The sequence below is a fragment of the Enterobacter wuhouensis genome (assembly GCF_004331265.1).
In the GTDB taxonomy this organism is placed as follows: Bacteria; Pseudomonadota; Gammaproteobacteria; order Enterobacterales; family Enterobacteriaceae; genus Enterobacter; species Enterobacter wuhouensis.
Genome location: NZ_SJOO01000009.1, coordinates 120,160 through 131,758, shown reverse-complemented (window position 1 = coordinate 131,758; position 11,599 = coordinate 120,160). Strand labels below are relative to the sequence as shown.

Here is an 11,599-nt window from a genome sequence, read left to right as displayed (position 1 = left end):
TAATCCATTGATACTGATAATAGCTAACCGTGGGAGGCAATTACCCCGGCAATCGGCTCTTCGGACGCCCTGGTCCGAGCAGTATCGCCAGCTTGCTGCCGCCTTTGGTGGTCTCCATCCAGATTTTACAGACGCTGGTGAGCGGGACGGAAAGCAGCATCCCCACCGGCCCCAGCAGCCATCCCCACACCAGTAACGACAGAAACACCACCAGCGTGGACATCCCCAGACGGTGCCCCATCATGCGCGGCTCAAGGATATTGCCCAGCACCATATGCACGACAAGGAACAGCGCGCCCACCAGCATACATTCGTAAAACCCATTGAACAGGAACGCCTGGATCATCGGCGGCACGGCGGAGAGCACCGCCCCGATGTTTGGCACATAGTTCAGGAGGAACGCCAGCACGCCCCACATCAGCGCGAACTGCACGTCCAGCAGCACCAGCCCCAGCCAGACGATGACGCCGGTCCACAGGCTTAATAGCGTTTTGAGCGCCAGATACTTCGAGACGCCCTTCAGTGCACGGTGTAAACCTGCAATGTGGATCTGCGGATTGTTGAGTGCAAAGCGCAGTTTGTAGGGAACATGACGGACTTCAAACAGCATAAACACGACGGTCATCACCAGCAGCAGAATGCTGGCCATCGCGCCGGAAAGGCCGGTCATCAGCGTGGTGGCGTAGGTCATCACCTTCTCGGAGTCCATCCTGCGCAGCATCCGTTCTGGCGAAATATGCAGGTTGATAAACGGCATCATCTCCTGCAAATCAACCAGCTTGCGGGTGAGCTCTTTGTTGTACTGCGGCAGCATGGTCGAGAACTCGCTCAGGGAGGCGGCGAGCACGCCAAACAGCGCCGTCAGGACGATCAGCATGACGATAACCACAATGGTGATCGCCACCGGGCGGCTGACGCCCCGGCGCAAAAACCAGGTCACCAGCGGGTTGAGGACAATGGCGAAAAAGAGCGCCAGCAGGAGCTGAACGATTATGTCGGCGGCAGCATGGATACCCGCGAGGATAACCACAAGGCAGGCGAGTTTTAAGAGGATGTGAAGACCTGCTTTGTCGGTCTGGTTGGGTATCATGCTTTTTCCTTAGTGAGTTAGCCCGTTAAGTGTAGTGCGCGGGCTCCGCTTCGTCTGGGCGGCTATTCTGAAAGTCACTGCTGATTTTCTCATCCGGTCGTGGTAATAGTGAAACACTGTTGTAAAAATCCAGGTATAACCCATGCCCGAACCTGCCGCCGAACCGGCGCTGAGCGGATTACGCCTCAATCTGCGCATTGTCTCCGTCGTTATTTTTAATTTTGCCAGCTATCTGACGATTGGCCTGCCGCTGGCGGTCCTGCCGGGGTACGTCCACGACGTGATGGGCTATAGCGCCTTCTGGGCGGGGCTGGTGATCAGCCTGCAGTATTTCGCCACCCTGATGAGCCGCCCCCATTCCGGTCGCTATGCCGATCTCTTTGGTCCAAAAAGCATTGTCGTCGTGGGGCTTTGCGGCTGTTTTCTGAGCGGGCTGAGCTACTTTCTGGCGGCCACCGCTGGCCACTGGCCGCTGGTTAGCCTGACGCTGCTGTGCCTGGGACGCGTGATTCTGGGCGTCGGGCAAAGCCTCGCGGGCACCGGCTCAACGCTGTGGGGCGTGGGCGTCGTGGGCGCACCGCATATCGGCAGGGTGATCTCGTGGAACGGGATTGTGACCTACGGCGCGATGGCGATCGGCGCGCCGCTGGGCGTGGTGTGTTATGCGTATGGTGGATTGTACGGCCTGTCCATCACCGTTATGGCCGTTGCGCTGCTGGCGATCCTGCTGGCGCTGCCGCGTCCGAAGGTGAAGGCCAGCAAGGGCAAGCCGCTGCCGTTTCGCGCGGTGCTCGGGCGCGTCTGGCCCTACGGTATGGCGCTCGCACTTGCCTCCACGGGCTTCGGCGTGATTGCCACCTTCATAACCCTTTTCTACGATGCGAAAGGCTGGGACGGCGCGGCCTTTGCCTTAACGCTGTTTAGCTGCGCGTTTGTGGGCGCACGCCTGCTGTTCCCGAACGGAATTAATCGCCTGGGCGGGCTGAACGTCGCCATGATCTGCTTTGCCGTCGAAATCGTTGGGCTGCTGCTCACCGGTATCGCCAGCGCGCCCTGGATGGCGAAAATCGGGGTGTTCCTCGCAGGCGCAGGCTTCTCGCTGGTCTTCCCGGCGCTGGGCGTAGTAGCGGTGAAGGCCGTGCCGCAGCAAAACCAGGGCTCTGCGCTGGCAACCTACACCGTGTTTATGGATATGTCGTTGGGCATTACCGGGCCGCTGGCCGGGCTGGTGATGGCCTGGGCGGGGGTGCCGGTTATCTACCTTGCGTCGGCGGGGCTGGTGGCGATTGCGTTGATGCTGACGTGGCGGTTAAAAAAATGGCCCCCGGCGCAAGCGCCGGAGGCCACGTCATCCTCGTGAAGCGTTACTGAATGACGAGGGTGTTGATGATGTTTTCAGCTGCGGTCTGCGCTTTCTGCTGATCGTCTGCTGGCAGGGTGATCTGGATGGTCAGCAGCTTGTTATCCACTTTGCCCAGCACCACGGATGAGTATGCGGTCTGGCCCTTGGCGGAGATGATGCTGTCCAGCTGTTGCAGGGTATGGCCTTTCAGTTCGATGGACTTGTTGGTCACGACCTGCAGCTGCGGGTCGCGGCTGCGCTGCTGATCTTCAAGGCGTTTAGACAGCACGCCCAGCTCTTCGCTGGTGTCGTCGCCCACAATCACAATCACGGCTTTCTGACCCGTAGCATCGGAATAGACGTGCATGTTGTTCGCCTGCGTACCCAGCTTGCCGCTCTGGTCGGTCATATCTGCCGGCAGAGAGAAACTGAGTTTGCCGTCCAGCAGGCTCACCGGCTGACCGGTCGCGTTGCTCTCTGCAGACGCGCCCTGAGCAGGCGTTTTGGTGTCGCTGTTATCACAGGCTGCAAGGCCAACAACCAGCAGGCCAATCCCGACATATTTAACCAGATTGCGCATTGACTTCTTCCTTTCGATAAACGGCCATAGCGGCTCATTCGCCCATCTTATCACAACTGATAAAGCGAACCCTTAACCTGCCTGCAATGCCGTGATTTCAGATTTATCTGCCAGTCTTTTCAGCAGCATATTCAACAGCACGCCGTACATCGGCAGGAAGAACGCAATGCTGATAAGCACCTTAAAGCAGTAGTCCACCAGGGCGATCTCCATCCAGTGTTCGGCCATAAAGGCATCCGGGCTGCGCCAGAAGGCGATGAAGAAGAAGGCCAGCGTATCGCTCACGTTACCGAACAGCGTGGAGGCCGTTGGCGCCATCCACCAGCGGTGGTTCTGACGCAGGCGATTAAAGACGTGTACGTCGAGGATTTGCCCCAGGGCGTAGGCCATAAAGCTGGCGGCGGCGATACGGGCAACAAACAGGTTGAAGTGCATCAGCGCCTCAAAGCCCTGCCAGCTTCCCATGTAAAACAGGGAAGAGATGCCGTAGGAGATAAACAGCGCCGGGAGCATCACCGCGAAGATAATGCGGCGCGCCAGCGGTGCGCCAAAGATACGCACGGTCAAATCGGTGGCGAGGAAAATAAACGGAAAACTGAACGCGCCCCAGGTGGTATGGAAACCAAAAATGGAGATTGGGAGCTGCACCAGATAGTTGCTGGAGGTGATCACCAGCAGATGAAAAAGCGATAGCCAGAACAACGCTTTTACGCGCTGCGATTGGGAAAACTGCGTCATATTGTGACCTTTTTGAGAGTTGGGGTGAGGGAACCCAATAAAATCGGCTGCATGATACTGCTTTCATTCGTCTTTGCAATGGTTGATTTTCACGCAATCGTTAACCTGGTTTGCTTTGACGCTGGCGGGGCGTAAACTACAGCCGTTTTATTATCATCGAGAAGCCCATGACCGACCTGTTTACCAGCCCAGACCACACCCTTGACGCCCAGGGCCTCCGCTGCCCGGAGCCGGTAATGATGGTGCGCAAAACCGTGCGCAACATGCAGACCGGCGAAACGCTGCTGATTATCGCCGACGATCCGGCCACCACCCGCGATATTCCCGGTTTTTGTACGTTTATGGAACACGAGCTGGTGGCGCAGGAAACGGACGCGTTGCCGTATCGGTATGTGATCCGTAAGGGATAAGTCCGGCAAGATGACTTAACCCGACCCTCTCCCACGGGGAGAGGGAGAAAACCTTTCTAAACCATCGTTTCAAAATTTCGCGCTTTTGTGAGGCGCTTCACCTCCGCTTTTCCAGCCGTAGTCTAATTTTTAAGCGTATAAAAATAAAACGCCGTTTTAACGCTTACCTCACTACCCTGGAGTTGACTCGATGAAAACGACCCTCAAGCCGTTACTGGCCGCGCTGTGTCTGTCAGCATTTGCCTGTTCCGTTTCTGCCCAAACCATTAAAGCTGCCGATGTGCACCCCGAAGGCTACCCGAACGTGGTGGCGGTTCAGCACATGGGTGAAAAGCTCAAGCAGCAAACCGACGGCAAGCTGGAGATTAAGGTCTTCCCCGGCGGCGTGCTCGGGGATGAAAAGCAGATGATCGAGCAGGCGCAGATGGGGGCCATCGACATGATCCGCGTCTCCATGGCGCCGGTTGCCGCCATCCTGCCGGATATCGAAGTCTTTACGCTGCCGTACGTGTTCCGCGACGAAGACCACATGCACAAGGTGATCGACGGCGATATCGGCAAGCAGATCGGCGACAAGCTGACCGCGAACCCGAAATCGAAGCTGGTGTTCCTCGGCTGGATGGACTCCGGCACCCGCAACCTGATCACCAAAGAGCCGATCGTCAAACCGGACGATCTGAAAGGGAAAAAAATCCGCGTACAGGGTAGCCCGGTGGCGCTCGCCACGCTGAAGGACATGGGGGCAAACTCGGTGGCGATGGGCGTAAGCGAGGTCTACAGCGGGATGCAGACCGGCGTGATCGACGGCGCGGAGAACAATCCGCCAACCTTTATCGCCCATAACTACATGCCGGTCGCCAAAAACTACACCCTGAGCGGCCACTTTATCACCCCGGAAATGCTGCTCTATTCGAAAGTGAAATGGGACAAGCTCAGCGCCGACGAGCAGCAAAAGGTCCTGACGCTGGCCCGCGAGGCGCAGTTCGAGCAGCGCAAGCTGTGGAATGCCTACAACGACCAGGCGCTGGCGAAAATGAAGGCGGGCGGGGTGCAGTTCCACGATATCGATAAATCAGTCTTCATCAAGGCCACAGAGCCGGTGCGCGCCCAGTATGGCGACAAGCATCAGGATCTGATGAAAGCCATCGCTGACGTCCAGTAAACCGGAGTACGTATGTCCGAACTCTACCTGAAGTGGATGGACCGCCTGTACCTCCTCGCCATGACGGTGGCGGGCGTCTCGCTGCTGGTGATGACGATCGTGATCCCGATTGGCATCTTCTCGCGCTACGTGCTCAACCGCGGGGAGTCCTGGCCGGAGCCGATCGCCATTATCTGCATGGTGACCTTTACCTTTATCGGCGCGGCGGTAGGGTATCGCGCCGGGTCGCACATCGCGGTGAATATGCTCACCGACCGGCTGCCCGATATGCTTAAAAACCTCTGCGCCCGCGTGGTCGACCTGCTGATGCTGCTGATCTCCGCGCTGATGTTCTGGTACAGCCTCTGGCTGTGCGTCGACCTCTGGGAACAGCCCGTCGCGGAGTTCCCGCTTCTGACGTCCGGCGAAAGCTATCTGCCGCTGCCCGTCGGGTCAGCCATTCTGATCCTGTTTGTGATTGAACGCCTGCTGTTTGGCTCGCAGGAAAACCGTCCCGTCGTGCTCATCGGCAACCACAGCTAAGGGGTGAACAATGGATGCATTCGTGTTGTTATTCACCCTCGCCATTTTGCTGGCGCTGGGAATGCCGGTGGCCTTCGCCGTCGGCCTAAGCGCCGTGGCGGGCGCGCTGTGGATTGATTTGCCTCTCGAGGCGCTGATGATCCAAATCACCAGCGGGGTGAACAAATTTACCCTGCTCGCGATCCCGTTCTTCATCCTCGCCGGGGCGATCATGGCGGAAGGGGGCATTGCCCGACGGCTGGTCAACTTTGCCTACGTGTTTGTCGGCTTTATTCGCGGCGGGCTGTCGCTGGTGAATATTGTCGCCTCAACGTTCTTCGGCGCGATTTCCGGCTCGTCGGTGGCGGATACGGCTTCCATCGGCAGCGTGATGATCCCGGAGATGGAGAAGAAGGGCTACCCGCGCGAATATGCGGCGGCGGTGACGGCCAGCGGGTCGGTGCAGGCGATTTTAATTCCGCCCAGCCATAACTCGGTGATTTACTCGCTGGCGGCAGGCGGCACGGTCTCTATTGCCACGCTGTTCATCGCGGGCGTGCTGCCGGGGCTGCTGCTGGGGTTGTGCCTGATGATCCTGTGCCTCGGCTTCGCCCATAAGCGCGGCTATCCGAAGGGCGAGAAAATCCCGTTTAAGCAGGCGGTAAAGATTTTACTTGATGCCCTGTGGGGGCTGATGACGGTGGTAATAATCCTCGGCGGGATCTTGTCCGGGATTTTTACCGCAACCGAATCCGCCGCCGTGGCCTGCCTGTGGGCGTTCTTCGTCACCATGTTCATCTACCGCGATTATAAATGGAGCGAGCTGCCGAAGCTGATGTGCCGCACGGTCAAAACCGTCACCATCGTGATGATTTTAATCGGCTTTGCGGCAGCGTTTGGCGCGGTGATGACCTACATGCAGCTGCCGACGCGCATCACCGAGTTCTTTACCTCGCTCTCCGATAACAAGTACGTGATCCTGATGTACCTCAACGTCATGCTGCTGCTGATTGGCACGCTGATGGACATGGCGCCGATCATCCTGATCCTGACGCCGGTGCTGCTGCCGGTGACCAACTCGCTGGGGATCGACCCGGTGCATTTCGGGATGATCATGATGGTGAACCTGGGGATCGGGCTAATCACCCCGCCGGTCGGGTCGGTGCTGTTCGTGGCCAGCGCGGTGAGCAAGCAGAAGATTGAAACCGTGGTGCGGGCGATGCTGCCGTTTTACGGCATGCTGCTGGTGGTGCTGGGGATGGTGACGTATATCCCGGCGATATCATTGTGGCTGCCGAGGGTGTTAGGGATGCAGTGACCCCGCTCTTCTCCCTCTCCCTGTGGGAGAGGGTTTGGGTGAGGGCATCAGGCCGCACCCAAACCCATTGCCGGGTGGCGGCTGCGCCTTACCCGGCCTACGGTTCGATAACGATTTTATTTCCGACGTAATAACCGCAGCGCGTTCGCCGTCACCAGCACCGTTGCACCCGTATCCGCCAGCACCGCAAGCCACAGGCCGGTCATGCCGAGCAGGGTGGTGACGAGGAAAATCCCCTTCAGCCCCAGCGCAATGCCGATGTTCTGTCGGATGTTGGCGCGCGTCGCCCGCGCCAGGCTAATCATTTGCGCCAGCCCGATCAGGCGGTTGTGCGTGAGCGCCGCGTCCGCCGTCTCCAGCGCCACGTCGGTGCCGCTGCCCATCGCAATGCCGATGGTGGACGCCTTCATCGCCGGCGCATCGTTGATGCCGTCACCGACCATCGCCAGCGGCGCGTGAGCGTTCAGCTCCGTGACCGCGCTGACTTTATCCGCGGGCAGCAGTCCGGCCTTGAATTCCAGCCCCAGCTCACCGGCAATTGCGGCGGCCGCGCGAGGGTTATCACCGGTGAGAATAACGCCCTGCACGCCAAGCTGATGCAGCGCCGCCACGGCCTCTTTGGCGTCATCTCGCAGGGTGTCGCGCAGCGCCAGCATCCCTTTCGCGACGCCGTCCTGCATGACGGCCACGACGGTTTGTCCGGTCTGTTCTAACGCCTCAACCTCTGGGTTCGAAGACTTACCCGCCGCGACAATCAGCACTTTTTTACCGTCAACGGTGGCCTCAATCCCCGACCCGACCAGCGCCCGCTGTGCCGTTGCCGTCGGAATTGCCAGCCCGCGCGCCTGCGCTTCACGCACAATCGCCTGCGCCAGCGGGTGGGTGGAACCCTGCTCAACGGCGGCGGCCAGCGTAAGCAGTTCATCTTCACCGATATCCTGCGGATACACGCCGGTGACCTGCGGCTTGCCGACGGTCAGCGTGCCGGTTTTATCGAACGCGATGTGCTGAACCTGGCTCAGCTGCTCCAGCGCCGCGCCGCCCTTAATCAGCGCCCCGCGACGCGCCGCCGCCGCCAGCCCGGAGGTAATCGCCGCCGGGGTGGAGATCACCAGCGCGCACGGGCAGCCGATCAGCAGCAGCGTCAGCCCTTTATAAATCCAGCCCTCCCAGGGTGCGCCGAAGAAGAGCGGCGGCACGATAGTCACCAGCAGGGCAACCAGCATGATGGCAGGGGTGTAAATCCGGCTAAAACGGTCGATGAAACGCTCGACGGGCGCGCGGCGCTCCTCGGCTTCTTCTATCAGCCTGAGGATGCGGTCGATGGCGCTGTCGCCCGGTTCGGAAAGGACCGTCAGCTGCACCAGACGGTCGACGCTGGTGGCACCAGCAGGCACTTTTTCGCCTGCCGCGCGCTCAACCGGAATGGATTCCCCGGTCAGGGCGCTTTCGTCAAAGCTCGCAGTGGCGGTCAGCAGCGCGCCGTCGGCTGGCAGACGACCGCCTGCGGGAACTTCAATCACGTCGCCCGGACGCAGGGTGTTAATCGCCACCGTTTCACGATTGCCGTTGTTTACCCGTGTGGCGGTTTCAGGTTTCAGCGCCATCAGCGCGCTCACCCCTTTACGCGCCCGGCTTGCCGCCCAGCCTTCAAGGCGTTCGCCGATCAGGAACAGCAGCAGCACCATCGCCGCTTCCGCCGTCGCGCCGATGAACAGCGCGCCGATAGCCGCCACGCTCATCAGCGTTTCGATGGCAAACCAGCTGCCGCTTCTCATCAGGCGCAGCGCCTGGCGGGCAATCGGGAACAGCCCGACCAGGGTGGTGGCGATAAACGCTAGGTTGCCGAACGGATGGTTAATCTGCTCCAGCCCCCAGCTCAGGGCCATCATAATGATGAGGGTAATAAGCGGCAGGTTTTCTTTCAGGGAGGACGCTTTTTCGGCGGGTGCCGTTTCGCTGCGCAGGGTATAGCCCGCCTTGCTGACGGCGGCTTCAACCTGTTTGCTGACGTCGCTATCGGCGCTAATAAGCAGTTTTTCGGTGGCGAACAGCACCTGAACGTGATTAACGCCCGGTACCTGCTTAACCGCATTTTCGACCTTACGCGCGCAGGCCGCGCAGTCCATGCCGTTAACCACCCAGCTGTAGCGATTGCCGTTTTCAGGTAGCGGCTGCGTTTGCGTTTCACACGCGCCTTCACAGCAGCAGTCGTCTTTCGGTACAACCGGACTGAGCTTAAGTGCCGAGAATTGTGGGACTTTTTTAGGTGTATCTGGAGTCGACATGGCAGTCTCCGGTAATGATAATTTTCTCATTAACCGCAGCATACACTCTGGAGTCGACTCCAGAGTCAAGGCTTATTTAAATATACAGCGAACGCACGATCAGGAAGTGCCCGGCAAAGTAGCAGGCGGCCGCAATCGCGTTATCCGCGCGGAATCGGCGGCGGTAGTGGCTGCCCAGCCAGACGATATTGCCGATCAGCAGCAGCGCCGCGCCGAAGAACGCCGACATCGCCTGAGACGTCGGACGGAAGAACCACAGCTCGCCCGCCAGCCACACCATCACCAGCGTCATGGCGATAAAGGTACAGACCGGCAAACGCATCTCTTCGAGACGCGTCCAGATCACCGCAATCAGCAGCGCGCCAATCACCAGCAGCACCAGCGGCAGCGGCCAGAAGAACGACAGCGTCATCTGGCTGGCAAAGTAGATGGTGTAGAGCAGATGCGACAGGAAGAACGCGCCGACGGCATAGAGCAGGCGCTGGCGCGGCAGCAGCGTTAAGGCATCCCCCACGAGAGATGCACACAGCCCTGCAAGGACCAGATAGCTGACGGCGTTAAACATCGGCGCTTGCCAGGCCAGCAACAGCAGGAGCAACAGCGTGACGGGTTTAAACAGCCAGCGCTGCCAGGTGGGACCCCGGTAAGACGCATCGACAAAAAGCCATGCGGACAAACAGACGGCGATAAATGACCAAAGCATATTAACTCCCTGTATCTGTTGAGGCTGAATAATCAGTTTCTGACTCCAGTGTAGTGACGCGTGCGGGCGTTTGGCAATGCCGGTGCAGGCAAGGTATCCTGAATTCCGCAAAATCTGATGGGATTTATCAATGAGCAAGATGCCGCTGTTTTTCATTATCGTGGTGGCGATTATCGTCATTGCCGCCTCGTTTCGCTTCGTGCAGCAGCGCCGCGAGAAGGCGGATAACGACGCCGCGCCGCTGATGCAAAAGCGCGTGGTGGTGACGAACAAGCGTGAGAAACCGCTGAACGACCGCCGTTCGCGCCAGCAGCAGGTGACGCCTGCGGGCACAGCAATGCGCTATGAAGCCAGCTTTAAGCCGGAAACGGGTGGCCTGGAGATGACCTTCCGCCTGGAGGCGCAGCAGTACCATCAGCTGACGGTGGGAGAGAAAGGAACGTTGAGCTACAAAGGGTCGCGGTTTGAAGGGTTTGAACCGGAGCGGTAATTTTACCCCTCACCCCGGCCCTCTCCCAGAGGGAGAGGGTGTAATCGTTCCCTCTCCCTCTGGGAGAGGGTTAGGGTGAGGGTGTTACTTCTTCACCTGCGCCTTAAACTTCTTCATCCACACCAGCAGTTCAAACACGCCAAAAATAAACACGCGCAGCTGCTGCCAGCCGGTCATCTGCGGGCCGTCTTTCGGCAGGCCGTTTTTGAGCATCACCATCTGCAGGGCGTGCATAAACGACGTGAAAATCAGCGCCACGTTAACGAAAATGTTCATCGGGCGCGGGAACGGGTGCACCAGATTTAAAATCAAAAATGCCCAGACGCCCAGCATTAGCAAACGTCCCAGGTTAATCAGTACCGGCATCGGATCCTCCTTGTGCCTGACGGTGAAACAGACGATAAGCAACCTGACCAGCCACCTTTTCGCGGTGCAGATCCCAGTGCGCGGGCACCGGCGGCAAACCGTTTTCCACTTCGCTTTCTACATAGATTAGCGCGTCATCCGCCAGCCAGCCGTTTTGCTCCAGCAGGGATAACGTCTCTTCCAGCAGCCCCTTGCGGAACGGCGGGTCGACAAACACCACGTTATGCGGCGTGCCTTTCTGCGCAAGAAAACTCAGCGTGTTGGTGTTCACGACTTTGGCGTTGCTCGCCTTCAGCGTTGCCAGATTTTGCTGCAGCGTCTGCGCGACGCCGCGCTCCATCTCCAGCAGCGTGGCGCTGGCGGCATAGCGTGACAGCGCTTCCAGCCCGAGCGCGCCGCTTCCGGCGAAGCAGTCCAGGCAGCGGGCGTCTACCATTGACGGGGCGAGCCAGTTAAACAGCGTCTCGCGCACGCGGTCGGTAGTAGGGCGTAAACCGGGGCTGTCCGGCACCGGTAATTTCCGGCCTCGCCACTGGCCGCCGATGATCCGTATTTGACCGGCCGGGGCGCGGTTGGGTTTCTTCATTTCAGGAAAGCTCTGTTAACAATTG

The 11,599-nt window shown here is 59.2% G+C and carries 12 protein-coding genes and 1 pseudogene; 6 read left to right on the top strand and 7 right to left on the bottom strand.

Features of this window, described 5'->3' with window-relative positions:
* Nucleotides 1-40: 40 nt before the first annotated feature.
* A complete protein-coding gene (locus E0L20_RS18305; protein ID WP_131635191.1) occupies nt 41-1,090 on the bottom strand; it encodes an AI-2E family transporter in 1,050 nt (349 codons plus the stop codon).
* A 108-nt stretch (nt 1,091-1,198) separates the two neighbouring features.
* Between E0L20_RS18305 and E0L20_RS18300 the strand changes: the two are divergent.
* Nucleotides 1,199-2,450 (top strand): annotated as a pseudogene (locus E0L20_RS18300) (MFS transporter).
* A gap of 4 nt (nt 2,451-2,454) precedes the next feature.
* On the opposite strand, the gene E0L20_RS18295 reads toward E0L20_RS18300, so the two are convergent.
* Together E0L20_RS18295 and E0L20_RS18290 are read right to left on the bottom strand one after the other, a co-directional pair.
* Nucleotides 2,455-3,012 (bottom strand): DcrB family lipoprotein, encoded by a 558-nt coding sequence (locus E0L20_RS18295; protein WP_131635189.1) that lies wholly within the window; start codon nt 3,010-3,012, stop codon nt 2,455-2,457.
* A gap of 72 nt (nt 3,013-3,084) precedes the next feature.
* Nucleotides 3,085-3,750: a 7-cyano-7-deazaguanine/7-aminomethyl-7-deazaguanine transporter gene (locus E0L20_RS18290; RefSeq protein WP_131635188.1), complete on the bottom strand. Its 666-nt coding sequence runs from the start codon at nt 3,748-3,750 to the stop codon at nt 3,085-3,087.
* Nucleotides 3,751-3,917: 167 nt separating this feature from the next.
* On the opposite strand from E0L20_RS18290, the gene tusA reads away from it, so the two are divergent.
* The 4 genes from tusA (at nt 3,918) to E0L20_RS18270 (ending at nt 7,141) form a co-directional block, all read left to right on the top strand.
* Nucleotides 3,918-4,160: a sulfurtransferase TusA gene (gene tusA / locus E0L20_RS18285; RefSeq protein ID WP_131635187.1), complete on the top strand. Its 243-nt coding sequence runs from the start codon at nt 3,918-3,920 to the stop codon at nt 4,158-4,160.
* Between the two features lie 190 nt (nt 4,161-4,350).
* Nucleotides 4,351-5,322 carry a TRAP transporter substrate-binding protein gene (locus E0L20_RS18280; protein ID WP_131635186.1) on the top strand — a complete coding sequence of 324 codons (972 nt, stop codon included), beginning with the start codon at nt 4,351-4,353 and terminating at the stop codon, nt 5,320-5,322.
* A gap of 12 nt (nt 5,323-5,334) precedes the next feature.
* A complete protein-coding gene (locus E0L20_RS18275) occupies nt 5,335-5,844 on the top strand; it encodes a TRAP transporter small permease (RefSeq protein WP_010436519.1) in 510 nt (169 codons plus the stop codon).
* 10 nt (nt 5,845-5,854) lie between these two features.
* Nucleotides 5,855-7,141, top strand: coding sequence for a TRAP transporter large permease (locus E0L20_RS18270; protein ID WP_131635185.1), 1,287 nt, complete (start codon nt 5,855-5,857; stop codon nt 7,139-7,141).
* 116 nt (nt 7,142-7,257) lie between these two features.
* Here the strand turns inward: E0L20_RS18270 and zntA are convergent, their stop codons facing one another.
* Both zntA and E0L20_RS18260 read right to left on the bottom strand, forming a co-directional pair.
* Entirely contained in the window at nt 7,258-9,429 is a 2,172-nt protein-coding gene (zntA, locus tag E0L20_RS18265; protein WP_131635184.1) for a Zn(II)/Cd(II)/Pb(II) translocating P-type ATPase ZntA, read from the bottom strand.
* A gap of 76 nt (nt 9,430-9,505) precedes the next feature.
* Nucleotides 9,506-10,132 (bottom strand): lysoplasmalogenase, encoded by a 627-nt coding sequence (locus E0L20_RS18260; protein WP_131635183.1) that lies wholly within the window; start codon nt 10,130-10,132, stop codon nt 9,506-9,508.
* Between the two features lie 130 nt (nt 10,133-10,262).
* Here E0L20_RS18260 and E0L20_RS18255 point away from each other — a divergent pair, with 130 nt between their 5' ends.
* Entirely contained in the window at nt 10,263-10,622 is a 360-nt protein-coding gene (locus E0L20_RS18255; protein ID WP_131635182.1) for a DUF2500 domain-containing protein, read from the top strand.
* A gap of 84 nt (nt 10,623-10,706) precedes the next feature.
* On the opposite strand, the gene E0L20_RS18250 is transcribed toward E0L20_RS18255, so the two are convergent.
* Together E0L20_RS18250 and rsmD are read right to left on the bottom strand one after the other, a co-directional pair.
* Nucleotides 10,707-10,988: a DUF1145 family protein gene (locus E0L20_RS18250; RefSeq protein ID WP_010436509.1), complete on the bottom strand. Its 282-nt coding sequence runs from the start codon at nt 10,986-10,988 to the stop codon at nt 10,707-10,709.
* On the bottom strand, nt 10,972-11,574 hold the full coding sequence (rsmD, locus tag E0L20_RS18245; protein ID WP_131635181.1) for a 16S rRNA (guanine(966)-N(2))-methyltransferase: 603 nt from the start codon (nt 11,572-11,574) through the stop codon (nt 10,972-10,974). Before rsmD ends, E0L20_RS18250 begins: the two co-directional genes overlap by 17 nt.
* Nucleotides 11,575-11,599 lie beyond the last annotated feature (25 nt).